Source organism: Hydrogenophaga sp. ANAO-22 (assembly GCF_042466645.1).
Lineage (GTDB): Bacteria > Pseudomonadota > Gammaproteobacteria > Burkholderiales > Burkholderiaceae_C > Hydrogenophaga.
Window position 1 is genome coordinate 3,774,044 of record NZ_CP159956.1, and the last position, 21,063, is coordinate 3,795,106.

Annotated in this window: 24 protein-coding genes; 12 read left to right on the top strand and 12 right to left on the bottom strand. The window is 70.7% G+C overall.

All coding sequences use genetic code 11. The annotated features are described in order from the left end of the window. The first annotated feature begins 10 nt into the window (after positions 1–10). Positions 11–421, top strand: coding sequence for a VOC family protein (locus tag ABSY19_RS18145; RefSeq protein ID WP_382154305.1), 411 nt, complete (start codon positions 11–13; stop codon positions 419–421). 9 nt (positions 422–430) lie between these two features. Beyond that, on the top strand, positions 431–1,705 hold the full coding sequence (locus ABSY19_RS18150) for an RNA polymerase sigma factor (RefSeq protein ID WP_382154308.1): 1,275 nt from the start codon (positions 431–433) through the stop codon (positions 1,703–1,705). On the opposite strand, the gene ABSY19_RS18155 is transcribed toward ABSY19_RS18150, so the two are convergent. Further along, on the bottom strand, positions 1,702–2,622 hold the full coding sequence (locus ABSY19_RS18155; protein ID WP_382154311.1) for a LysR substrate-binding domain-containing protein: 921 nt from the start codon (positions 2,620–2,622) through the stop codon (positions 1,702–1,704). The two genes, ABSY19_RS18150 and ABSY19_RS18155, sit on opposite strands and share 4 nt — an antisense overlap. An 88-nt stretch (positions 2,623–2,710) precedes the next feature. Here ABSY19_RS18155 and ABSY19_RS18160 point away from each other — a divergent pair, with 88 nt between their 5' ends. From ABSY19_RS18160 to ABSY19_RS18195, 8 genes are all read left to right on the top strand, one after another. After that, complete coding sequence (locus ABSY19_RS18160) at positions 2,711–3,919, top strand: CaiB/BaiF CoA transferase family protein (RefSeq protein ID WP_382154314.1); 1,209 nt, start codon at positions 2,711–2,713, stop codon at positions 3,917–3,919. Between the two features lie 21 nt (positions 3,920–3,940). Beyond that, entirely contained in the window at positions 3,941–4,936 is a 996-nt protein-coding gene (locus tag ABSY19_RS18165) for an acryloyl-CoA reductase (protein ID WP_382154317.1), read from the top strand. Positions 4,937–4,962: 26 nt separating this feature from the next. Beyond that, positions 4,963–5,937: a Bug family tripartite tricarboxylate transporter substrate binding protein gene (locus ABSY19_RS18170; RefSeq protein ID WP_382154320.1), complete on the top strand. Its 975-nt coding sequence runs from the start codon at positions 4,963–4,965 to the stop codon at positions 5,935–5,937. Further along, positions 5,930–6,376: a MaoC family dehydratase gene (locus tag ABSY19_RS18175; protein WP_382154323.1), complete on the top strand. Its 447-nt coding sequence runs from the start codon at positions 5,930–5,932 to the stop codon at positions 6,374–6,376. Before ABSY19_RS18170 ends, ABSY19_RS18175 begins: the two co-directional genes overlap by 8 nt. Positions 6,377–6,478: 102 nt before the next feature. After that, a complete protein-coding gene (locus ABSY19_RS18180) occupies positions 6,479–7,705 on the top strand; it encodes a flavin-containing monooxygenase (protein ID WP_382154326.1) in 1,227 nt (408 codons plus the stop codon). Further along, positions 7,698–8,177 carry a hypothetical protein gene (locus ABSY19_RS18185; protein WP_382154329.1) on the top strand — a complete coding sequence of 160 codons (480 nt, stop codon included), beginning with the start codon at positions 7,698–7,700 and terminating at the stop codon, positions 8,175–8,177. The genes ABSY19_RS18180 and ABSY19_RS18185 overlap by 8 nt, the downstream gene beginning before the upstream one ends. Positions 8,178–8,191: 14 nt before the next feature. Further along, entirely contained in the window at positions 8,192–8,581 is a 390-nt protein-coding gene (locus ABSY19_RS18190; protein ID WP_382154332.1) for a nuclear transport factor 2 family protein, read from the top strand. Further along, complete coding sequence (locus ABSY19_RS18195) at positions 8,578–8,967, top strand: YciI family protein (RefSeq protein WP_291111225.1); 390 nt, start codon at positions 8,578–8,580, stop codon at positions 8,965–8,967. Before ABSY19_RS18190 ends, ABSY19_RS18195 begins: the two co-directional genes overlap by 4 nt. On the opposite strand, the gene ABSY19_RS18200 is transcribed toward ABSY19_RS18195, so the two are convergent. Then, positions 8,964–9,944: a Bug family tripartite tricarboxylate transporter substrate binding protein gene (locus ABSY19_RS18200; protein WP_382154335.1), complete on the bottom strand. Its 981-nt coding sequence runs from the start codon at positions 9,942–9,944 to the stop codon at positions 8,964–8,966. The genes ABSY19_RS18195 and ABSY19_RS18200 overlap by 4 nt on opposite strands. A 108-nt stretch (positions 9,945–10,052) precedes the next feature. Between ABSY19_RS18200 and ABSY19_RS18205 the strand changes: the two genes are divergently transcribed. Then, positions 10,053–10,526 (top strand): MarR family winged helix-turn-helix transcriptional regulator, encoded by a 474-nt coding sequence (locus ABSY19_RS18205; RefSeq protein WP_382154338.1) that lies wholly within the window; start codon positions 10,053–10,055, stop codon positions 10,524–10,526. On the opposite strand, the gene ABSY19_RS18210 is transcribed toward ABSY19_RS18205, so the two are convergent. After that, a complete protein-coding gene (locus ABSY19_RS18210) occupies positions 10,523–11,458 on the bottom strand; it encodes a LysR family transcriptional regulator (RefSeq protein ID WP_382154341.1) in 936 nt (311 codons plus the stop codon). The two genes, ABSY19_RS18205 and ABSY19_RS18210, sit on opposite strands and share 4 nt — an antisense overlap. A 98-nt stretch (positions 11,459–11,556) precedes the next feature. On the opposite strand from ABSY19_RS18210, the gene ABSY19_RS18215 reads away from it, so the two are divergent. Then, positions 11,557–12,360, top strand: coding sequence for a dioxygenase (locus ABSY19_RS18215; RefSeq protein ID WP_382154344.1), 804 nt, complete (start codon positions 11,557–11,559; stop codon positions 12,358–12,360). Here ABSY19_RS18215 and ABSY19_RS18220 read toward each other — a convergent pair. The 9 genes from ABSY19_RS18220 to ABSY19_RS18260 form a co-directional block, all read right to left on the bottom strand. Then, the gene (locus ABSY19_RS18220; RefSeq protein WP_382154347.1) at positions 12,357–13,091 is read right to left on the bottom strand and encodes a GntR family transcriptional regulator; all 735 of its coding nucleotides are present in this window, start codon (positions 13,089–13,091) and stop codon (positions 12,357–12,359) included. The two genes, ABSY19_RS18215 and ABSY19_RS18220, sit on opposite strands and share 4 nt — an antisense overlap. Positions 13,092–13,117: 26 nt before the next feature. Then, positions 13,118–13,786, bottom strand: coding sequence for a cysteine hydrolase family protein (locus ABSY19_RS18225; RefSeq protein ID WP_382154350.1), 669 nt, complete (start codon positions 13,784–13,786; stop codon positions 13,118–13,120). 2 nt (positions 13,787–13,788) lie between these two features. Next, on the bottom strand, positions 13,789–15,357 hold the full coding sequence (locus ABSY19_RS18230) for an ABC transporter ATP-binding protein (RefSeq protein WP_382154353.1): 1,569 nt from the start codon (positions 15,355–15,357) through the stop codon (positions 13,789–13,791). Further along, positions 15,354–16,043, bottom strand: coding sequence for a cysteine hydrolase family protein (locus ABSY19_RS18235; protein WP_382154356.1), 690 nt, complete (start codon positions 16,041–16,043; stop codon positions 15,354–15,356). The genes ABSY19_RS18230 and ABSY19_RS18235 overlap by 4 nt, the downstream gene beginning before the upstream one ends. Before the next feature lie 8 nt (positions 16,044–16,051). After that, positions 16,052–16,972, bottom strand: coding sequence for an ABC transporter permease (locus tag ABSY19_RS18240; protein WP_382154359.1), 921 nt, complete (start codon positions 16,970–16,972; stop codon positions 16,052–16,054). A 61-nt stretch (positions 16,973–17,033) separates the two neighbouring features. Continuing rightward, on the bottom strand, positions 17,034–18,131 hold the full coding sequence (locus ABSY19_RS18245; RefSeq protein WP_382154362.1) for an ABC transporter permease: 1,098 nt from the start codon (positions 18,129–18,131) through the stop codon (positions 17,034–17,036). A 13-nt stretch (positions 18,132–18,144) separates the two neighbouring features. Then, complete coding sequence (locus ABSY19_RS18250; RefSeq protein ID WP_382154364.1) at positions 18,145–19,251, bottom strand: BMP family ABC transporter substrate-binding protein; 1,107 nt, start codon at positions 19,249–19,251, stop codon at positions 18,145–18,147. Between the two features lie 42 nt (positions 19,252–19,293). Further along, positions 19,294–19,668: an oxalurate catabolism protein HpxZ gene (gene hpxZ, locus ABSY19_RS18255; RefSeq protein WP_382154367.1), complete on the bottom strand. Its 375-nt coding sequence runs from the start codon at positions 19,666–19,668 to the stop codon at positions 19,294–19,296. Beyond that, positions 19,668–21,062: an AtzE family amidohydrolase gene (locus tag ABSY19_RS18260; RefSeq protein ID WP_382154370.1), complete on the bottom strand. Its 1,395-nt coding sequence runs from the start codon at positions 21,060–21,062 to the stop codon at positions 19,668–19,670. Before ABSY19_RS18260 ends, hpxZ begins: the two co-directional genes overlap by 1 nt. Between the last annotated feature and the right edge of the window lies 1 nt (position 21,063).

Consider the following 21,063-nt stretch of genomic DNA (forward strand, 5'->3'; position numbering starts at 1 on the left):
AGGAAGCACCATGTTTCGCCAGATCTTCGTCAACCTGCCCATCAAGGACATGGCCCGCTCGCAGGCCTTCTTCAAGTCGCTGGGCCTGAACTTCAACCCGCAGTTCACCAACGAGCAGGGCGCCTGCCTGGAGGTGGGCGAGAACATCTTCGCCATGCTGCTGGTCGAGCCCTTCTTCCAGGGCTTCACCAAACTGCCGATCTCGGACGCGAAGAAGGCCACCGAGGTGCTGGTGGCGCTCTCGGTCGACCACCGCGCCCAGGTGGACGAGGTGGTGGCCAAGGCGGTGGCCGCCGGCGCCACCACGCCGAACGCGCCGATGGACCACGGCTTCATGTACCAGCACGGTTTCGCCGACCTCGACGGCCACCAATGGGAGGTGTTCTGGATGGACATGAGCGCCGCCCCCGCGCAGATGTAAATTCGGCCCATGCATTCCAGTGTCCACCAGGCCATCGCCACCGTCTGGCGCCTCGAGTCCGCGCGCATCACGGCCAGCGTGGCGCGGGTGGTGCGCGACATCGGCGTGGCCGAGGAGCTCGCGCAGGACGCGCTGGTGGCCGCGCTGGAGCACTGGCCCAGGGACGGCGTGCCCGACAACCCCGCCGCCTGGCTCATGACCACCGCCAAGCGCCGCGCGCTCGACCACCTGCGCCACCGCCAGATGGCCGACGAGAAGCACGACGGCATCGCCGCCGACCTCGAAGCCCTGGGCGCCACGCACGTGCCCGATTTCGTGGACGCGCTGGACGAGGCGCGGCAGGACGACATCGGCGACGACCTGCTGCGCCTGGTCTTCACGGCCTGCCACCCGGTGCTCTCCACCGATGCGCGCGTGGCCCTCACGCTCAAACTGCTGGGCGGGCTCACCACGCACGAGATTGCGCGCGCCTTCCTGGTGCCCGAGGCCACCATCGCGCAACGCATCGTGCGCGCCAAGCGCACCATCAGCGAGGCCGGCGTGCCGTTCGAGGTGCCGCGCGGCGACGCGCTGGGCGAGCGCCTGGCCTCGGTGCTCGAGGTGGTGTACCTGGTGTTCAACGAGGGCTACACGGCCACCAGCGGCGGCGACTGGATGCGCCCCGCGCTGTGCGACGAGGCGCTGCGCCTGGGCCGCATGCTGGCCGGCATCGCGCCGCAGCAGCCCGAGGTGCAGGGCCTGCTGGCGCTGATGGAGATCCAGGCCTCGCGCACCGCCGCGCGCACCGACGCCAAGGGCCGCCCGGTGCTGCTGGCCGACCAGGACCGCAGCCGCTGGGACCACCTGCTGATCCGCCGCGGCCTGGCCGCGCTGGACCGCGCCGACCTGATCGGCGCCGAGCCGGGCCCTTACCACCTGCAGGCGGCCATCGCCGCCTGCCACGCGCGCGCCGTGCGTTCCGCCGACACCGACTGGGCCCGCATCGCCGCGCTGTACGGCGAACTCGCGCGCGTGGCGCCTTCGCCGGTGGTCGAACTCAACCGCGCGGTGGCCATCTCCATGCACGCCGGGCCGGCCGCCGGCCTGGTGCTGGTGGACGCGTTGTTGAAGAACAAGGCGCTGCGCCAGTACCACTGGCTGCCCAGCGTGCGCGGCGACCTGCTGGCGAAGCTGGGGCGCGACGGCGAGGCGCGCGCCGAGTTCGAGCGCGCGGCCGACCTCGCGGGCAACGAGCGCGAGAAGGCCTTCCTGCGCGCGCGCGCCGCCGCGCTGCCGGGCGCCTAGGCGCCGAGCTGCCGCACCAGCCCCGACAGCAGCCGCGCGACCTCGCGCACCGCCGAGGACGCGGGGCGGCGCCGGGTCACGTCGATGAAGGTGGTCTGCCGGATCGCCGGGTGGGTGATGGGCATGCACTCCAGCAGGCCCCTGGCCAGCTCGTCCTGCACCGCGTGCGCGGGCAGCGTGGCATGCAGGCCGCAGCTCATCACGGCGTCCTTCATCGCGGTGGCCGAACTCACTTCCAGGGCCACGTGCATGGACAGGCGCCGCCGGCCCGCCACTTCCTCGAACAGGGCGCGCAGGCTGTTGGGCCGCATCGGCATCACCAGCGGCAGGCCGGCCAGGGCCGAGAAGCGCACCGAGGCCTTGCCGCTGTGCGGGCCCCCGGGCGCGGCGATCAGGCACAGGGGCGAGGACAGCACCGCGTCCTGGTTTTCGCGCTGCAGGGGACGGTAGCGGTTGAAGGTGCCCACGTCGATGTGGCCCTCGGCCAGCATCACCTCGATCTGCCCGCTGTAGGCCTCGACCACGCGCAGCTGGATGTCGGGGAACGCCTCGCTCACGCGCGCATAGAGGCGGCCGGTCATGGGGCGCGACATCGACGGCAGCAGGCCCACGTTCACCACCCCGGTGGGCCGCTGCCAGTTGCCCCCGGCTTCCTCCACCAGGGCCGAGGCGTCGGCCAGCAGCGCGTGCGCGCGCGGCAGCACATGGCGGCCCAGTTCGGTGAGCACCACGCCCCGGCCGGTGCGGTGCAGCAGGCGCCCGCCCAGCGTGGCTTCCAGGCGCGAGAGCTGGCGGCTGAAGGCCGACTGCGCCACGCCGGCGGCCGTGGCCGCGGCCGTGAGGCTGCCGTGTTCGGCGGCCTGGACGAAGTGGCGCAGGTCTTCGATCTGCAAACCTTTGCGATCCGGAATCAGCATGTCTGAAATGCCTCCTATGCGTATTCTGTATTTTGCATCCGCTCCCTAAACTGGCATCGAAACCGACCCATCACAAGGATTTCGAGACATGAGCACCGCCGCCGCCGGGCCCCTGCAGGGGCTGCGAATCCTGGACCTCTCCACCGTGATTGCCGGCCCCTGGGCCTCGACCTTGCTGGCCGACCTGGGCGCCGACGTGCTCAAGGTCGAGATGCCCGGCGTGGGCGACCCGCTGCGCGCCCTGCCGCCCTACAAGGACGGTGTGCCGCTGTGGTGGAAGGCGGCCAACCGCAACAAGCGCGGCATCACGCTGGACCTGCGGCGCGACGAGGGGCGCGAGCTGCTGGGCCGTCTGCTGCCCGAGCACGACGTGCTCGTCGAGAACTTCCGCCCCGGCACGCTGGACAAGTGGGGCATCACCAAGGACTGGTTGCACGGCATCCACCCAGGGCTGGTCATCCTGCGCCTGACCGGTTTCGGCCAGACCGGACCGTACCGCAACCGGCCGGGCTTCGCGCGCGTGTTCGAGGCCATGACGGGTTTCACCAACCTCTGCGGCGAGGCCGACCGCCCGCCCTTGCACTTGGGCTTTCCGATCGCCGATGCGGTGGGCGGCCTGTTCGGCGCCATCGGCATCCTCGCGGCGTTGCACCACCAGCGCCAGGGCGGTGAGGACCGGCCCGGCCAGGAGATCGACTGCTCGATGATGGAGTCGATGTTCCGCGTGCTCGACTTCCTGCCGATCGAGTACGACCAGCTGGGCGTGGTGCGCGGCCGTTCGGGCAACACCAGCCAGTACGCGGCGCCGGGCAATGTGTACCAGACCGCCGACGGGCGCTGGGCCTCGATCGCCGCCTCGACGCAGCGCATCTACGAACGCCTGTGCGCGGCCCTGGGCCGGCCCGATCTGGTGAACGATCCGAGGTACGCCACCAACCGCGACCGCGTGGCCCACCGGGCCGAACTCGACCAGGCGCTCGCGGCGGAGATCGCGAAGCACCGCATCGACGAGCTGGGGCGCATGCTGGAGGCCAACGAGGTCGGGTTCAGCCCGATCTGCGACATCGCCGACATCTTCGAAGACGCCCACTTCGCCGCGCGCCAGGCCATCGTCAGCGTGCCTGACGACGAACTCGGCACGGTGCGCATGCAGAGCGTGGTGCCCGCGTTCTCCGAGACGCCGGGCGCGGTGCGCCACGCCGGCCCTTCGCTGGGCCAGCACAACCAGGCCGTGTTCCGCGAACTCGGCCTGACCGACGCCCAGCTGGACGGCCTGCGGGCCGCCGGCGTGATCTGAACCCCAGCAAAAGGAGTGACCATGGACGACCCCATCCGGGCGTATCTGATCGAAGGCAGCGCGGACGCGGTGCAGGCCCGCTTCACCACCTTGACGCCGTCGCAGCTCGACCCGGGCGACGTGGTCGTGCGCATCCACCACGCCAGCGTCAACTACAAGGACGCGCTGGCGGCCACCGGCCGGGGGCGCATCATCCGCCGCTTTCCCTGCGTGGGCGGCATCGATGCCGTGGGCACGGTGGAGTCGTCGCAGAGCCCGCGCTTCCAGCCGGGCGACGCCGTCATCGTGCACAGCCACGGCTTCGGGGTGTCGCAGCACGGCGGCTACGCCACCCGCACCCGCGTGCCGGCCGACTGGGTGAACCCGATCCCGCCCGGGCTCAGCGCGCTGGACGCGATCACCATCGGCGTGGCGGGCTACACGGCGGCCCTGGCGGTGGACCTGATGGAGCTCAATGGCCTCGCGCCCGGGCGGGGCCGGGTGCTCGTCAACGGCGCCACCGGCGGTGTGGCCAGCATCACCATCGACATCCTGGCCCAGCGGGGTTACGAGGTGGTGGCCGTCACCGGCAAACCCGCGCAGGCGCCTTACCTGAAAGCACTCGGCGCCAGCGAGGTGGTCGCGGCCAGCGACCTGGCGGCCGCCACCCGCCCGCTGGAGAAGGCGCTGTGGGCCGGCGCGGTGGATTCGCTCGGCGGCGAACCCCTGGCCGCGCTCACCCGCACCACGAACAAGGACGGCGTGATCGCCAGCATCGGTAACGCGGCGGGCCAGGAACTGGTGACCACCGTCATGCCCTTCATCCTGCGCGGGGTGCGGCTCATCGGCGTCAACTCCGACAACGAGCCCGCGCTGCGCGAACACGTGTGGCGCCGCCTGGCCAGCGACCTGCGCCCGCGCCACCTGGGCCGCATCGCGCAGGTCAAGCCCTTCGACGACTTGCCCCAGGTGATCAAGGACGTGGTGGAGGGTCGCAACACCGGCCGCACCGTGATCGCCGTGGCCCCCGAGCTGTAGACCCCGACAACCGACGAGGAGACAACATGAAAACCGCGCGCTGGCTTGTTTTGCTGTTGACGCTGACCCTGTTCGCCGGCCTGTCCGGCGCGCAGGGCGGCCGTTACCCGGACCGTCCCGTGAAACTGGTGGTGGGCTTTCCCGCCGGGCAGGCCACCGACATCGTGGCCCGCCTGCTGGCGGACCGGCTGTCGCAGTCCATGGGGCAGCCCTTCGTGGTCGAGAACCGGCCAGGGCAGGGCGGCAGCCTGGGCCTGGCCCACCTGGCCAAGTCGCCGCCGGACGGCTACACCATGGTGCTGGCCGCCACGGCCTCGCTGGTGACCAACCCGCACCTGTACAAGTCGGTCGGCTACGACCCGCTCACCGACTTCGCGCCCAGCGGCGTGGCAATGGAAATCCCGCTCGCGCTGGTGGCCCACCCGTCGGCGCCGTTCAACACCCTGGCCGAACTGGTGGCCTATGCCAAGGCCAACCCCGGCAAGCTGAACTACTCGTCGGTGGGCAACGGCACGCTGTCGCACCTGGCGATGGAGCGCCTCAAGCGCGAGGCCGGCATCACCATGATGCACATCCCCTACCAGGGCAGCGTGCGCTCGATCGCGGACCTCGTGGCCGGCAACGTGATGCTCAGCTTCGACACCCTCACGGTCACGGTGCCGCACATCGAATCCAAGCGGCTCAAGCTGATCGCCGTGGCCTCCGGCAAGCGCGTGCCGCAGCTGCCCGATGCACCCACCCTGATCGAGGCCGGCATGCCGGGCTTCGTCGCGAGCCCCTGGCTGGGGGTGCTGTTCCCCAAGGGCGCGCCGGCGGAGATCGTGATGGCCATGAACGCGGAGATCCGCAAGGCGCTCGACGACCCGGGCATGCAGAAATCCATGTTGACCATCGGCGCCGTGGCGCGGCCCAACAGCCCCGAGGAGTTCGCCCGCCTGCTGCAGGAGGACCACGCGAAGTGGGGCCGCATCGTGCGCGAATCCGGAGCCCGCGTTGACTGAGCCGGCCGGCGGCCCCGGGGTGGCGCTGGGCGAGCGGTTCGGCCTGGCGCGCGAGCTCTCCGGCGACGACCTGGAACAGGCGGTGCGCCTGACCCAGGGCACGCACCCGGTGCACGTGAGCGACGGCGCGGCGACCCATGCGGGCCTGCGCGGCCGCATCTTCCACGGCGCGGTCACCGCCGCGATCATGGCCAGCGCCATCGGCGCGCGCTTCGCCCGCAGCCGCATCGCCCTGCTGGAGCAGCACAACCGCTACCGGCTGCCGGTCTATCCCGGCGACACGCTGCGCGCGACCTGGACGGTGCAGCGCCTGCGCGAAAGCCGGAAGGCGGGGCAGTGGGTGGTGGAGCTGGCGGGTGAGACGGTCAACCAGCAGGGGGCCGTGGTGCTGGAGGCCCATGCCCAGGTGCTGTGGCAAGGCCCGTTGGCGGAGGCTTGAAGCGAGGCATTGTGCGACAGGTTTGGCGCCTGCGTGTGGGTGAAAGCCCCATGGCGTGCGCAAAGGGTGCCGGCCAAACTGGCTGAAAATAACGGCACCGCCATGGAACACGACCCGCCCGATTTCCACACCGAGCCATTTCGCGGTTCCAACCACGCCCCCCTCGACCCCGAGACGGAAGCCGACGTGATCATCGTCGGCGCCGGCCCGGCCGGTCTGGCGGTGGCGGCCTGCCTGGTGCAGCGCGGGCACAGCCCGCTGGTGATCGACCGCGCGCAGGACATCGCCTCGTCCTGGCGCCACCATTACGAGCGCCTGCACCTGCACACCGTCAAGACCCATTCGGCCTTGCCCGGCCGGCCATTCCCCGACGACGCGCCGCGTTACGTGCCGCGCCAGGGGGTGGTGGACTACCTGGTCGCCTACGCGCGCCAGCATGGCATCGAGCCCACGCTGGGACAGAACGTGACGGCGATCGAACCCCGGCAGGGCCCGGGCGCGCCCTGGCAGGTGGCGCTGGCCAACGGGCGCCAGCTGTCGGCCAACCACGTGGTGGTGGCCACCGGCGCCAACCGCCAGCCGCGCGCCCCCCGCCTGCCGGGCGAAGACGTGTTCCAGGGCCGCCTGCTGCACAGCCGCGGCTACCGCAACGCCGCGCCCTTCAAGGGCCAGCGCGTGCTGGTGGTCGGCATGGGCAACACCGGCGCCGAGATCGCGCTGGACCTGGTGGAACACGGCGTGCGCACAGCGCTCTCGGTGCGCTCGCCGGTCAACATCGTGCGGCGCGACGTGCTCGGCCGGCCCGCGCAGCTCTCCAGTCTCATGCTCAGCCAACTGCCGCCGGTGCTGGGCGATGCGCTGGCCGTGCTGCTGCGCAACCTCACGGTGGGCGACCTGCGCCGCCACGGCCTGCCCAGCGCGAGCGTCTCGCCGTTGCGCCAGTTGCGCGAGGAGGGCAAGACGCCGGTGATCGACGTGGGCACGGTGCAGCGCATCAAGACCGGCGACATCCTGGTCTACCCCGGCATCCAGCGCCTCACGTCGGGCGGGGTGCGGTTCACCGACGGCAGCGAACACCCGTTCGACACCGTGCTGCTGGCCACCGGCTACGACGCGGCGCTGGGTGAACTCTTTCCCCGCACCGCCTTGCCGCTGGACGAACGCGGCATCCCCTTGCAACTGAGCGGCGAGGGCGCGCTCGAAGGCCTGCACTTCGTGGGCTTCGACGTGCGCCAGCCCGGCGGCCTGCTGCGCACCATCGCCCTGCAGGCGCCGCGGGTGGCGCAGCGCATCTCGGCGCGGCAGGCGAACGGAGGCCGGCATGCGTGAGGCGCGCACCCACATCGAGATCGGCAAGCAGGAGAACTTCATCGCGACCGAGCCCGTCGAAGGGGGCAGCCTGGAGTGGATGCTGGACATCGGCACCCGCGCGCTGGGCAACGGCCCGTTCAAGCACACGCCGCCCACGGCGCTGGAGATCGAGACCGCGATCGAACACGTGGAGAACGCCGTCATGCCGCTGCTGCGGCAGCTGCCGCGCGGCTCCCAGCTGGTGACGTCGGACGCCGCCGCGCACGAGCTGCGCCGCCTGGTGCACGAGCGCGAGGCCGGCGGCGCGCTGCTCCTGATCGACGACATCGAGCAGGTGTTCAACCAGATCGCGGCGGTCTCGCTCGGCCGGCCCGCCACCTCCTCGGGCCTGCCGCCGCAGCCCGAATTCGCGGCCTACGTGCTCATCCTGCGCGAGACCATGCACCACCTCGGCTTCGCATCGCTGATGCTGCGGGCCCCCAACGACTGAACCCACCCACCGCCATGCCCAACCCCGACACCCTCGAACGTTTCATCGCCCTGGTGGAGCAGAACGCGCACGACCAGGCCATCGAAGACTTCTACGCGCCGCACGCCACCATGCAGGAAAACCAGGCGCCGCCGCGCGTGGGCCGCGACCAGCTGGTGGCCGGCGAGCGACAGGTGATGGCGCGCGCGGCGTCCATCAAGTCGCGCTGCGTGCGCCCGGTGCTCGTCCACGGCGACCACGTGGTGATCCGCTGGCGGTTCCGCTTCGTCTGGCGGGACGAGTCGGTCACCGAGATGGAGGAACTGGCCTGGCAGCGCTGGGAGGGCGAGCGCATCGTGTCCGAGCAGTTCTTCTACGACCCGGCGCAACGCACGCCGCAACCACCGGCCGGGGTGGCGATATGAGCTCGGACCTCGAACCCAGGGAATTCCTGGTGATCTCGCGCGGCCAGTGGGACGCCGACAAGTCGCCCGAGGAGATCCAGGCCGCGATCGACCGCTTCTACGTGTGGCACGGCGAGCTGGTGGCCCGGGGGGTGATGCGCTCGGGCCAGCGGCTGGCGCGCGACGGCAAACTGGTCACGCGCGAGCGCATCGTCGATGGCCCGTTCGCCGAGGCCAAGGAGGTGGTGGGCGGCTTCTGGTTCGTGCGCGCCACCAGCCTGGAAGAAGCCGCGCGCCTCTCGGCCGACAACCCCTGCCTGGCCTGCGGCCTGCAGTACGAGATCCGGCCGTTCGAGCCGGTGCGCGCCAGCGCGTTCGCGCTGACCAGCGAAACACCGACGCGTTAGTCGTTGGCCTTGAAACCGGTGGCCTTGACCACCTGGGCCCAGCGCGCCGTCTCGCTTGCGATGGTGGCCGCGAAGGCCTCGCCATTCTCCCGCGGCACGTCAAAGCCCTGCGCTTCCAGCCTGGCCTTGTAGTCCGCGTCGGCCTGGGCCTTCACCGTGGCGGCCTGGATCTGGTCCACCACCGCCTTGGGCGTGGCCGACGGTGCCATGAGGCCGAACCACACCGTGGCGCCCAGGTCCGGGTAACCCAGTTCGGCCAGGCTGGGCACCTGGGGCAGGAAGCGGGTGCGCTCGCGCGAGGTGACCGCGATGGCGTGGAGCTTGCCGCTTTGCACGTGCGGCAGCGCGGCCTGCAACTGAGCGAAACCCAGCCGCACCTGGCCGCCGAGCAGGTCGGTGATCTGCGGTGCGCTGCCCTTGTAGGGCACGTGCACCATGTCCAGCTTGAAGCGTTCGTTGAGCTGGAAGCCCAGGAAGTGCGACGGCGTGCCGGGGCTGAACGAGGCGTAGGTGACCTGGCCCGGGTTGGCCGCCACCCACTTCACCAGATCGGGCAGCGTCCTGGCCGGCACGGACGGGTGGGTCACCAGCACCAGCGGGTTCTCCACGCCTTTGGCGATGGGCTTGAAGTCCGACTGCTTCCAGCGCAGGGCCGGGTAGACCGAGGGGTTGATTGTGAACATGGCCTGGGTGCTGATCCACAGCGTGTGCCCGTCGGCGGCCGCGTTGCGGACCTGCTCGGCGCTGAGGTTGCCGTTGGCCCCGCCCTTGTTCTCCACCACGAAGGTGCCGCCGGTCTGTTTCGCCAACTGGTCGGCCAGCGCCCGGCCGTACACGTCCACCGCGCCGCCGGCCGGTGTGCCCACCACCAGGGTCACCGGTTTGCTCGGCCAGGTCTGCGCGAAGGCCTGGGGCGCGGCCAGGCCGGCCGCGAGGGCGAGCAAGAGGACGCGCACAGGGGAATGGGGGGATGGCATGGGAGTCTCCTGGATGATGTTCGGGTGCCTTTTTCGAATCTATGCCCTCCTGGATTGGTTGACCAATACAACTATGCTCAGGGTATTCACTGGTGGAGTCGATGTGTGATGGGTGAACTCTTTCTCTACCGCCTGACCCGCCTTCAGGCGGTGGCCGTCGCGCCCGTGGGGCGGCTGTGCCAGGCCCGCTATGGCGTGTCGCGCCGCGAGTGGCGGCTGATCGTGGTGTTGGCCCGGCACGGTCCGGTGCTGTCGTCGGAGCTGGCGGACTTGGCGCAACTGGACCGCGCGCGCACCTCGCGCATCGTCACGACCCTGGTCGACCTCGAACTCGCCGCTCGCGAGGTCATCCCCAGCGACCGCCGGCAGGCGAAGGTGTCCCTGACGGACAAGGGCCGCGCGCTGCACGACGAGTTTCTGCCCGTGGTGGTGGAGCTCAACCGGCAGCTGCTGCTGGCGCTGGAACCCGAGGAGGTCGCGCAACTCGACGGGCTGATGGACCGCCTGGCCGAGCGCGCCAAGGCCAACCTCGCGGCGCTGGACCTGCCCAAGCAGCGGCGCTCGCGCCCCGTGCGGCGCTAGCGCTCACCGCCGCTGCGCCCTTTGGCGCGTTTCTGCGTCGGCCAGGCCTGCATGCGGAAGGCCTCGACCAGAAAGTCGATCAGCAGGCGCACCTTGGGCGAGACGAACTTGCGCGAGGGGTAGACCACGTACACGCCCAGCTCGATGGAGCGGAACTCGGGCATCAGCTCCACCAGGGTGCCGGCCTGCAGGTCCGGGCCCACGAGGAAGGAAGGCTGCAGCACGATGCCCTGGTGGCGCAGGGCCGCGAGGCGGCAGGTGTCGCCGTTGTTGCAGCGCAGCCGGGGCGAGACCTTCACCGAGACCGGCCCCTGCGGCCCGGTGAAGCTCCAGTGGTCACCCATGGAGAACAGGCTGTAGGCGGCGACCTGGTGCTGCGCGAGTTCGGCCGGGTGCCGGGGCGTGCCGTGCTGGCGCAGGTAGCCGGGGGAGGCGCACAGCACCAGGCGCGTGCTCGCGATCTGGCGGCTCACCAGGCTGGAGTCGGGCAGGCGCGCGATGCGCACCGCCATGTCGAAGCCTTCCTCGACCAGATCGACCACGCGGTCCGACAGCGTCACGTCCAGCGTGAGCTTGGGGTGGCTGGCCATGAAGGCCACCCACAGCGGCGCCAGGTGCAGCAGGCCGAAGGTGAAGGGCGCGTTCACGCGCAGCAGCCCGGTGGCCTCGCCGCTGCGCGAGGTGATCTCGGCCTCGGCCTCGTCCACCGAGGCCAGCACCTCCTTGCAGCGCGCGTGGAACACCTCGCCTTCCGGCGTGAGCGAGAGCCGCCGCGTCGTGCGGTTGAGCAGGCGCACGCCCAGGTGCGACTCCAGCTCCGCCACGTGCCGCGACACCGCCGCCTTGGACATGGGCAGGGCGTCGGACGCCGCGACAAAGCTGCCGGCATCGACCACCGCCGCAAACACCCTCATCGCTTCAAATCGGTCCATTTGTCTCTGAATCAGGAACAGTCTGTCTCATTGGATCATGTTTATCTCTTGATGTGGAACTTTTAAAGTCCTTCCATCGATGTCTTGAAGGAGCCACCATGAACCGCCTGCCCACCCTGTTCGTCTCTCACGGCGCCCCCACGTTCGCGCTGGAGCCCGGCCTGGCCGGCCCGAAACTGAACGCGCTGGGCGCCGCGCTGCCCACGCCCACGGCGGTGCTGATCGTCTCGCCGCACTGGATGACGCGCGGCGCTCGCGTGGGCCTGAGCGAGCAGCCGGCCACCATCCACGACTTCGGCGGTTTTCCGCAGCCGCTCTACGAGATCACCTACCCGGCCACCGGGCACGCCGATCTGGCCCGCCGCACGCTGGACGCGTTGAAGCGCGCAGGCTGGACCGCCCAGGGTGAAGAGCACCGCGGCCTGGACCACGGTGCCTGGGTGCCGCTGCGCTACCTGTATCCGAACGCCGACGTGCCGGTGTTCCAGGTGTCGCTGCCGCACGGGCTGGACGCGGCCGGCGCCTGGGCCTTCGGGCAGGCGCTCGCACCGCTGCGCGACGAGGGCGTGCTGGTGATCGGCTCGGGCAGCCTCACCCACAACCTCTACGAATTCCGCAGCGGTCACGGTGACGACGAGGCCTACGCCACCGAGTTCGTGGCCTGGGTGCGCGAGGCGGTGCGCCAGGGCGACAGCGGGCGCGTGCGGCGCACGCTGGACGACGCCCCGCACGCGCAGCGCGCCCACCCGACCACCGAGCACTTTTTGCCACTGCTGGTGGCGGCGGGCGCGGCGGGCGAGGGCGTCCGCGCCGACGTGATCGACGGCGGCATCACGCACGGCGTGCTGTCCATGGACAGCTTCCTCTTTGGCGCGGTGGCCGCTCCCTCCCAGGGCAACTAGCCCGGCGGTGCCACCTGCTGCGCCATGAACACCTGGTGCAGCGTGATCTTGCGCACCTCGACCCGGCTGGTCTCGATGTGCGATCGCATGAGCAGGTCGGCCCGGTCGGCCTTGCGGGCCAGGATGGCGCGCAGGATCTTGGCGTGTTCGTCGTAGGTGGCGTCGATGCGCACCTGCTTGAGGAAATCGAGCCGGCGGATGATGCGGATGCGCTCGGTCACGTCGTGGTGCACACGCGCCATCTCGGGGTTGCCCGCCGCGCGCACCAGCGCCTCGTGGAAATCCTCGTCCCATTCGGCGACCTGCACCGGGTCGCTGCTGCGCTCGGCCGCCGGTGCCAGCCAGCGGTCTTTGAGCGCCTGCAGGGCGGGGCCGGAGGTCTCCACTTCCTGCAGGCACAGGCGTTGCACGGCGGTGGTTTCCAGCACCATGCGCAGGTCGTAGAGCTGGTCGAACTTGTCGAAGTCGAACGGCAACACGCGCCAGCCGCTGCGGAACATCACCTCCACCAGGCCTTCCTGCTGCAGCCGGGTCAGCGCCTGGCGCACCGGCGTGCGCGAGACCTCCAGCCGGCTGCACAGTTCGTGCTCGCTGAAGCGGTCGCCAGGCACCATGCGGAAGTCGGCGATGTCGCGTTTGAGTTGTTCGTACACCTCGCTGGCGCGCGAGCGGTGAGCGCCTGCCAGTGGCGCGGAGATGGGTCTGCGGCGGGTGAGTGGGGTGGTGGGCACAGGGAAACTCTAGCAGTCTTGCCGTCTCAGGGTGCTTTCAAGGCGGCGATCAGTTGCGGGCCCGTGGCGGTCCAGCCCACGATGGCGCCCTGGGCGCGCAACATCGCCACGGCGGCGGCCTTGAAATGCGGGAAGTAGCTCTCGGTGCAGTCTTCCAGCAGCAGGCAGTCGTAGCCGCGGTCGTTGGCCTCGCGCATGCTGGTCTGAACGCAGACCTCGGTGGTCACGCCCATGAAGATCAGGTGCGTGATGCCGGCCTGGCGCAGTTGCGCATGCAATGGCGTCGCGTAGAACGCGCCCTTGCCCGGTTTGTCGATCACGCTCTCGCCGGCCACCGGCGAAAGCGCGGGAATGATCTGGTTGCCGGGCTCGCCGGCCACCAGGATGCGGCCCATGGGGCCCACGTCGCCGATGCGCAGGCTGGGGTTGCCGCGCAGGCGCTTGGCGGGCGGGCAGTCCGACAGATCGGGCGCGTGCGCCTCGCGGGTGTGCACCACCGTGCCGCCCGCGCGGCGCCAGGCGCCCAGCACCGCCTGGCAGGCCGGCACGATGGCGGCGAGCAGCGCCACGTCGTTGCCCAGCGTTTCCCCGAAGCCGCCGGGCTCGATGAAGTCGCGCTGCATGTCGATGATGACCAGGGCGGTGCGCGCCACATCGAACTCGTAGGTGAACGGTTGGGCGTCGATCTGCCGCATGGTCAATGTCCTCCACCCATGTGGGCACCCAGGGTCTGCCGGTTGGCCGAGGCGGCGGGCGTCTCGAACACGATGCGGCCTTCGCTCATGACCACGATGCGGTCGGCCAGCTCCAGCAGTTCGTCCAGGTCTTCGCTGATCAGCAGCACCGCGCCGCCGTGGTCGCGCACACCGCGCAGGCGGCCGTGGATTTCCTTCACCGCCGCGAAGTCCAGGCCGAACACCGGGTTGGCCGCGATCAGCACGTGGATGTCGCCGTGGAGTTCGCGCGCCAGCACGGCGCGTTGCACATTGCCGCCCGAGAGGCTGCGGATCGGCGCGCCTTCACCCTGCGTCTTGATGCCGTAGCCGGCGATCCACTCGCGCGCGCGGCTGCGCCAATGGCCGAAGCGCAGGCGCCCTCCGCTGCACAGAGGAGGGCGGTCGAAGTCGCGCAGCGCCATGTTCTGGGCCACCGAAAGTTCGCCCACGCAGGCGTTGCGCAGCGGTTCTTCGGGCAGGCTTCGCACCTTCAGCCGGTGGTTCTCCTCGCGCCGTGCGGCGTAGGCCTGGCCCTGCACGCTCACCGCGCCGGCCGCGCGCGGGCGCTGGCCCACCAGCGCCTCCACCAGCTCGCGCTGACCGTTGCCCGAGACGCCCGCGATGCCGAGGATTTCGCCGGGTGCCACCGCCAGGCTCAGGTCTTGCACCGCCAGGGTGCCCCGGTCGCCCATCACCTTCAAACCCTGGACTTCCAGCGAAGCGAGCGCGTTCGGCACGGTCGAGGGCAGGGCCGCGCGCGTGGCCTGGCGTTCGGTTGCGGCGCCGGACTCGCCCACCATGGCCTGGGCGAGCAGGGCCGGGCTGGTGTCCATGACGGCGCAGTGGTGCACCGCCTTGCCACGGCGCAACACGGTCACGTCGTCGGCATAGGCCATCACTTCGCGGAACTTGTGCGTGATGATGAGCACGGTGCACAGGCCGCTGCGCGCGAACTGGCGCACATGGCCCAGCACCTCGTCGGCCTCCTGCGGCGTGAGCACCGAGGTCGGTTCGTCCAGGATCAGCAGGCGCGGCTTCAGGTAGAGCTGCTTGAGCAGCTCCAGCTTCTGCTTCTCGCCGGCGGCCAGCGATTGCGGGCGCGCGTCCAGGTCGAGCTGGAACGGGGTGGAGGACAGAAATGCCTCCAGTTCGGCGCGCTGGCGCTTCCAGTTGATGACAGCCGGCGTCTTGCCGCCGGCGAGCAGCAGGTTCTCGGCCACCGTCATGCCCGGTGCCAGGGTGAAGTGCTGGTAGACCATGCCGATGCCCAGGGTGCGCGCCACCACCGGGTTGGGAATGGCCTGCTCGCGCCCGTCGATCAGGATGCTGCCGGCGGTGGGCCGCTGGAAGCCTGCCACGCATTTCACCAGCGTGCTCTTGCCCGCGCCGTTCTCGCCGAGCAGGGCATGCACCGTGCCGGGCGCCACCTTCATGCTCACGCCGTCCAGCGCCTTGAAGCTGCCGAACTGCATGCCCATCTCATAGGTATCCAGCGCGAGCGCGCCGGTGGGCAGGGGCAGGCCGCCAATGGGGGCTGTGGTGTCGGTCATGCGATGGCCTCCAGGAGCGACGTGGAGGTGGCGTGCGCGCCGAACACGCCGCCCTGCATGGTGATCATCTTCAGCGCGGCCTCGTGGTTGCCCCGGTCGGTGGCGGCGGTGCAGTCCGACAGCAGCAGGCATTCGAAGCCGCGGTCGTTCGCGTCGCGCAGGGTGGTGTGCACGCACACGTCGGTGGTGATGCCGGTGAGGATGAGGTTCCGGATGCCGCGCGTGTGCAGCAGCAGCTCCAGGTCGGTGGCGTAGAACGAGCCCTTGCCGGGCTTGTCGATCACCGCCTCGCCCGGCAGCGGGGCGAGCTCGGGAATGATCTCCCAGCCCGGCTCGCCGCGCACCAGGACGCGGCCGCACGGACCGTCGTCGCCGATGCCCACGCCGTCGGTGCCGATCTGGCGCGAGCGCCAGCGCTTGTTGGCCGGCAGGTCCGACAGGTCGGGCCGATGGCCTTCGCGGGTGTGGATGAGGTGGTACCCCGCCTGCCGCATCCCGGCCATCAGCGTCTTCAGCGGCTCGATGGGTGCGCGTGTGAGCGAGATGTCGTAGCCCATCTTGTCCACGTAGCCACCGGTGCCACAGAAGTCGATCTGCATGTCGATCACGATCAGCGCGGTGTTCTGCGGCCGCAGGTCGCCGTTGTAAGGCCAGGCATAGGGATTGGCGTCGACGAAGCGTTCCATGGCGGGTCTCACTTGTTGGACGAAAGTTCGGTCGGGCTGCCCGGCACGATCACGCCCGGCCGGCAGGTGAGCACCAGGATCAGCAGCGTGAGCACATAGGGCACGATGTTGAAAAGGTGGTAGCCCCAGCCGATGCCGATGGACTGCAGCGCCGGTCCGATGGCACCCGCACCGCCGAACAGCAGCGCGGCACCCACGCAGCGCAGCGGGCTCCAGCGCGCGAAGATCACCAGCGCCACGGCGATCAGGCCCTGGCCGCTGGAGATGCCCTCGTTCCAGCTGCCCGGGTAGAACAGCGTGAGCGAGGCGCCACCCAGGCCGGCGATCAGGCCGCCCGCCGCGGTGGCGGCGATGCGGATGCCCGAGACCGAGTACCCCAGCGCGCGCGTGGCGTTGGCCGAGTCGCCCGCCATGCGCACCAGCAGGCCGGCGCGGGTGCGCGCGAACGCCCACCCCATGGCCAGCGCCAGCAGCAGGCCGATGGGCAGCAGGGCATTGATCTGCAAGGCCGAGCGCACGGCCGGCGACTCGCTCCAGAAGCCCAGCGGGATCGCGGGCAACTGCGCGGCCTGCGGCTGGATCAGCGGCTTGCCGAGGTAGAACGCCAGGCCCATGCCCAGCAGCATGAGCGCGATGCCGGTGGCGATGTCGTTCACGCGCGGCAGCGAGCACAACAGGCCGTGCAGCGTGGCCAGCAAGGCGCCCGCCACGGCGGCGGCGAGCACGCCCACCCAGGGCGAACCGCTCAGGTAGGAGGCGCCGAAGGCGACCATGGCCGAGAGCACCAGCACGCCTTCGAGGCCGAGGTTGATGCGGCCGGATTTTTCGGTGAGGCACTCGCCCAGGCTCACGAAGAGGAAAGGCACGCCCACGCGCAGCGCACCACCGACGATGCCGGCAAGGAAGATCAGGAACTGGTCGGCGCTCATTCGAAATCCTCCGTGCTTCGCACTGCGGTGCGACCTGGCTTGGGGCGGCCCGGCGCTGCGGTCACCTCGGCTCTCCTTTGGCCGTGTCGGGCGAGGGCATCACGATGGGCACCGGCTCGGACGGCCCGAACTGGCCCAGACGATCGAAGACGCGTTTCCAGTCCAGGTCGCGCAGGGCCTCGCTGGCCAGGATGAGCACGAAGGCGATGCCCTGCAGCAGCAGCACCGAGGCATCGGGCAAGCCCAGGCGGCGTTGCAGCAGGCTGCCGGCCGCGCCGAAACCGCCGAACACGATGGCCACCGGCACCACCGCGACCGGGTGGTGGCGCGCGATGAACGACACCAGGATGCCCGCGTAGCCGTAGCCGGCGATCAGCGCGGCGTTGGCGCTGGTGTGCACGGCCGCCACCTCGATCGCGCCGGCCAGGCCGGCGGCCGCGCCGCCGAGCGCGCAGGCCACGATGATCAGGCGCGTGGCGGGCAGGCCCACCAATTGCGCTGCGCGGGGGTTGCCACCCACCACCTGGACCGCGAAACCCGAGGGCGTGAGGCGCAGCCAAAGGCCGGCGAGCAGGCAGACCCCGATGCCGATCACCAGGCCCCAGTGCACGTCCGAGCCCGCGATGCCGCCGATCAACAGGCCCTCGTCCAGCGCGGGGGTAGAGGGCTTGTTCAGGCTGGCCGGGTCGCGCAGCGGTCCCTCCACGAGGTGCTTGAACAGGCCGATGGCGACATAGGCCAGCAGCAGGCTGCTGATGGTTTCGTTGATGCCGCGAAACTGGCGCAGCCAGCCGGCCAGTGCGATCCACAGCGCCCCTGCCAGCGCGCCCGCGAGGCACACCGCCAGCGTGCCGGCCAGGTGGGCCGGCAGCGGCACCGCGTGGGCCAGCGCCGCGCTGGCCAGGCCGCCCAGGACCAGCGCGCCCTCGCCGCCGATCACCACCAGGCCGGCGCGCGCGGGGATCGCCACGCACAGCGCGGTGAGCATCAGCGGCGCGGCGCGCTGCAGCGTGTTCTGCCACGAATACCAGTCGCCGAACGCGCCCTTGAACAGCAGCACCCACACCTCCACCGGGTCCACGCCCGCGAACGAGACGAAGAGCCCGAACAGCAGCAGGGCGGCGAGGATGGCGCCGACGGGCAGCAGGATGTTGCGCATGGCCGTGAAGGCGTCAGACGCTGCCGTTGACGCCTTCGACCAGGTAGTTCATCTTCTCGAGCTCCAGGTCGATCTGCTTGAACACCTTGCCGGCGGGGATCACGGTCGCGCCCTTGTTGTCCTTGAGCGGTCCCTTGAAGATGTCGAAGCTGCCGGCCACCATTTGCGCCTTGATGCCGTCGGCCTGTTTCTTCGCGGCATCGGTCACCGCCGGGCCGTAGGCCGAGGGCTTGACGAAGCCCTCCTTCAGGCCGCCGCGCACGAAGTTGGGGTGCGGCTTGCCGCTGCGGGCCGCTTCCAGGAAGGCGGTGTAGGCGGTGAGCCAGTTCCATTCGGCGCCGGTCAGGTAGGCCTGGGGCGCGAGCTTGGCCTGGCTGGCGTGGTAGCCGCAGACCATCTTGCCGCGCTTGGCGGCGGTCTCCACGATCACTTTGGGGCCGTCCACGTGCATGGTGAACACGTCCACGCCCTGGTCGGCCATGCTGTTGGTGGCCTCGGCCTCCTTCACGGGCATGGACCAGTCGCCGGTGAAGATCACCTGCGTGGTGATGCCCGGCTTGACCGAGCGCGCGCCCATGGTGAAGGCGTTGATGTTTCGCAGCACCTGCGGGATCGGCTTGGCGGCGATGAAGCCGATCTTGTTGCTCTTGGTCATGTGCCCGGCGATCACGCCGTTGAGGTACTGGCACTCGTCGATGTAGCCGAAGAAGCTGGCCGTGTTCTTCGGGTGCTTGCCCTCGGTCCACATGCCGCCGCAATGGGCGAAGCGCGCATCGGGGAACTTGCCGGCCACGGCGAGCATGTGCGGGTCGAAGTAGCCGAAGGAGGTGGGGAACACCAGGGAGGCGCCGTCCTGCGCGATCATGCCGGTCATGCTGCGCTGCACGGCGGCGGTTTCGGGCACGTTCTCTTCTTCCACCACCTTCACGCCGGCCATCTTCTTGAGCTGCGCGGCGGCCTCGGCGTGGGCCTGGTTGTAGCCATAGTCGTCGCGCGGGCCGACATAGATCACGCCCACGGTGATGGGCTTCTGCGCGAGGGCCCACGGGCTGGCGGCAGCCGCGCCGAGCGCGGCCAGGGTCTTGATCGTTTCGCGGCGGGTGAAGGCGGGGTGGTTCATGGGATCGCTCCTGGTTGGGGACGGACGGGGACGGGACGGGGTTCAGCTCATGAGGCTCACGTGGGCCGAGACGACGCGCCAGCCCTCGGGTGTGCGCAGCCAGGTCTGGCTCTGGCGGCCGACCTTGGCATTGCCGGCGCGGTGGAACTCGGTGTTGGCGGTCGCGAAGTCGCGGCCGTAGGTGGTGATCACGGTCTTGCCCAGCGTGCGCGCCAGACCGCTCGACGGGCGGCTCGCGCGGAACTCGCGGATGGCGCCATGGCCGTACAGGTTTTCGGTGGTGCCGTAGCGCAGCGTGTGCGGGCTGTTCCAGAACAGCTCGTCGAGCACGGCCACGTCGTTGCCGACGAGCGCCAGCTCGTAGCGTTCGAACGCGGCCGTCACCTCGGCCAGCACGTCGGGCAGGTTGATGTCCATCACAGGCGGGTTTCCTTGAGGTGCGCCACGCCGGCCTGCGCCAGCGCCCAGCCCGCGCGCAGCGCGAGGTCCTCGCGCCAGGGCGCGGCGATGAGCTGCACGCCGATCGGCAGGCCGTCGGTGCCTTCGGGCCACATCGGCGCGGCCACCACCGGGCAGCCGGCGAACGAGATGGGTTGTGTGAGCAGGCCGATGGAAGGCCGGCAGGGAAAGCGCTGGCCGTTGATCTCGATCCACTCGGTGCCGATGGCCGGCGCGGGCACCGGCGTGGCGGGCGCGATCAGCACGTCCCAATCGCGGAACAGGGCGTTGACCCGGTCGCGGTAGACCCGGCGAAAGCGCTGTGCGCGCACGTACCAGGCGGCGGGTTGCAGCGCGCCCGAGATGAAGCGGTCCACCGAGAGGGGTTCGAAGTCGGCCGCCTGGCGGCGCAGGCGCTGCAGGTGCAGCGCGCCGCCTTCGCTGGCGCTGACGATGAAAGCGGCCGCGCGGGCCTGGGCCGCGTCGGGCCAGGCCACCGTGGCGCTGGCGCCGAGCGCGGCAGCGGCGCGCGCCACCACCTCGCGCGCCGGGGCGCTGGCGTGGTCCACGAAGTAGCCGCCGAGCAGGCCCACCCGCAGGCCCTGCACCCCCTGGGAGAGCGAGGGCGCGGCGGCCTGCACCGAGGTGGCGAAACAGCCCGGGTCCCGCGGGTCGGGGCCTTGCAGGGCGTCGTAGGCCAGGGCCAGGCCGTCCAGATCGTCGGCGAAGGGGCCGAGGTGGTCGATGCTGGCGACGAAGGGGTAGCTGCCGCGGCGCGAGAGCCGGCCGAAGGTGGGCTTCAAGCCCCACACACCGCAGAACGACGAGGGCACGCGGATCGAGCCGTTGGTGTCCGAGCCCAGGGTGAGCGGGACCTGGCCGGCGGCCACCGCCGCCCCCGAGCCGCCCGACGATCCGCCGGCCACGTGGCCGGGCCGGTGCGGGTTGTGCGTGGGGCCGTAGTGGCTGTTCTCGGTGGTGAAGCCGTAGGCGTACTCGTCCATGTTGAGCGAGCCGACCAGCACCGCGCCGCTGTCCTGCAGGCGCTGCACGAGCACCGCGTCGGCGGTGGCGGGTGGGTTGCCGCGGTTGACCTTGGAGCCGGCCAGTGTCACTTCGCCCGCGATGTCGAACAGGTTCTTCACCGCGAAAGGCACGCCGGCCAGCGGGCCCAGGGGCTCGCCGCGCGCGCGCCAGGCATCGATGCGCGCGGCCTGGGCGCGCGCGTCCTCGAAGCGCGTGCTGGTGAAGGCGTTCACGCGCGCCTCGGTGGCTTCGATGCGCGCGATGCACGCGTCCAGCACCTCGGTCGCGCTGCGCTGGCCGCCGGCCACCGCCTGCGCGGTCTGGCTGAGGGTGGGGGGCAAGGCCATG

Coding starts and splice junctions, on each gene's coding strand:
- ABSY19_RS18145 (WP_382154305.1), top strand. CDS start 11: ATGTTTCGCCAGATCTTCGTCAACCTGCCCATCAAGGACATGGCCCGC.
- ABSY19_RS18150 (WP_382154308.1), top strand. CDS start 431: ATGCATTCCAGTGTCCACCAGGCCATCGCCACCGTCTGGCGCCTCGAG.
- ABSY19_RS18155 (WP_382154311.1), bottom strand. CDS start 2,622: ATGCTGATTCCGGATCGCAAAGGTTTGCAGATCGAAGACCTGCGCCAC.
- ABSY19_RS18160 (WP_382154314.1), top strand. CDS start 2,711: ATGAGCACCGCCGCCGCCGGGCCCCTGCAGGGGCTGCGAATCCTGGAC.
- ABSY19_RS18165 (WP_382154317.1), top strand. CDS start 3,941: ATGGACGACCCCATCCGGGCGTATCTGATCGAAGGCAGCGCGGACGCG.
- ABSY19_RS18170 (WP_382154320.1), top strand. CDS start 4,963: ATGAAAACCGCGCGCTGGCTTGTTTTGCTGTTGACGCTGACCCTGTTC.
- ABSY19_RS18180 (WP_382154326.1), top strand. CDS start 6,479: ATGGAACACGACCCGCCCGATTTCCACACCGAGCCATTTCGCGGTTCC.
- ABSY19_RS18185 (WP_382154329.1), top strand. CDS start 7,698: ATGCGTGAGGCGCGCACCCACATCGAGATCGGCAAGCAGGAGAACTTC.
- ABSY19_RS18190 (WP_382154332.1), top strand. CDS start 8,192: ATGCCCAACCCCGACACCCTCGAACGTTTCATCGCCCTGGTGGAGCAG.
- ABSY19_RS18195 (WP_291111225.1), top strand. CDS start 8,578: ATGAGCTCGGACCTCGAACCCAGGGAATTCCTGGTGATCTCGCGCGGC.
- ABSY19_RS18200 (WP_382154335.1), bottom strand. CDS start 9,944: ATGCCATCCCCCCATTCCCCTGTGCGCGTCCTCTTGCTCGCCCTCGCG.
- ABSY19_RS18205 (WP_382154338.1), top strand. CDS start 10,053: ATGGGTGAACTCTTTCTCTACCGCCTGACCCGCCTTCAGGCGGTGGCC.
- ABSY19_RS18210 (WP_382154341.1), bottom strand. CDS start 11,458: ATGGACCGATTTGAAGCGATGAGGGTGTTTGCGGCGGTGGTCGATGCC.
- ABSY19_RS18215 (WP_382154344.1), top strand. CDS start 11,557: ATGAACCGCCTGCCCACCCTGTTCGTCTCTCACGGCGCCCCCACGTTC.
- ABSY19_RS18225 (WP_382154350.1), bottom strand. CDS start 13,786: ATGCGGCAGATCGACGCCCAACCGTTCACCTACGAGTTCGATGTGGCG.
- ABSY19_RS18230 (WP_382154353.1), bottom strand. CDS start 15,357: ATGACCGACACCACAGCCCCCATTGGCGGCCTGCCCCTGCCCACCGGC.
- ABSY19_RS18235 (WP_382154356.1), bottom strand. CDS start 16,043: ATGGAACGCTTCGTCGACGCCAATCCCTATGCCTGGCCTTACAACGGC.
- ABSY19_RS18240 (WP_382154359.1), bottom strand. CDS start 16,972: ATGAGCGCCGACCAGTTCCTGATCTTCCTTGCCGGCATCGTCGGTGGT.
- ABSY19_RS18245 (WP_382154362.1), bottom strand. CDS start 18,131: ATGCGCAACATCCTGCTGCCCGTCGGCGCCATCCTCGCCGCCCTGCTG.
- ABSY19_RS18250 (WP_382154364.1), bottom strand. CDS start 19,251: ATGAACCACCCCGCCTTCACCCGCCGCGAAACGATCAAGACCCTGGCC.
- hpxZ (WP_382154367.1), bottom strand. CDS start 19,668: ATGGACATCAACCTGCCCGACGTGCTGGCCGAGGTGACGGCCGCGTTC.
- ABSY19_RS18260 (WP_382154370.1), bottom strand. CDS start 21,062: ATGGCCTTGCCCCCCACCCTCAGCCAGACCGCGCAGGCGGTGGCCGGC.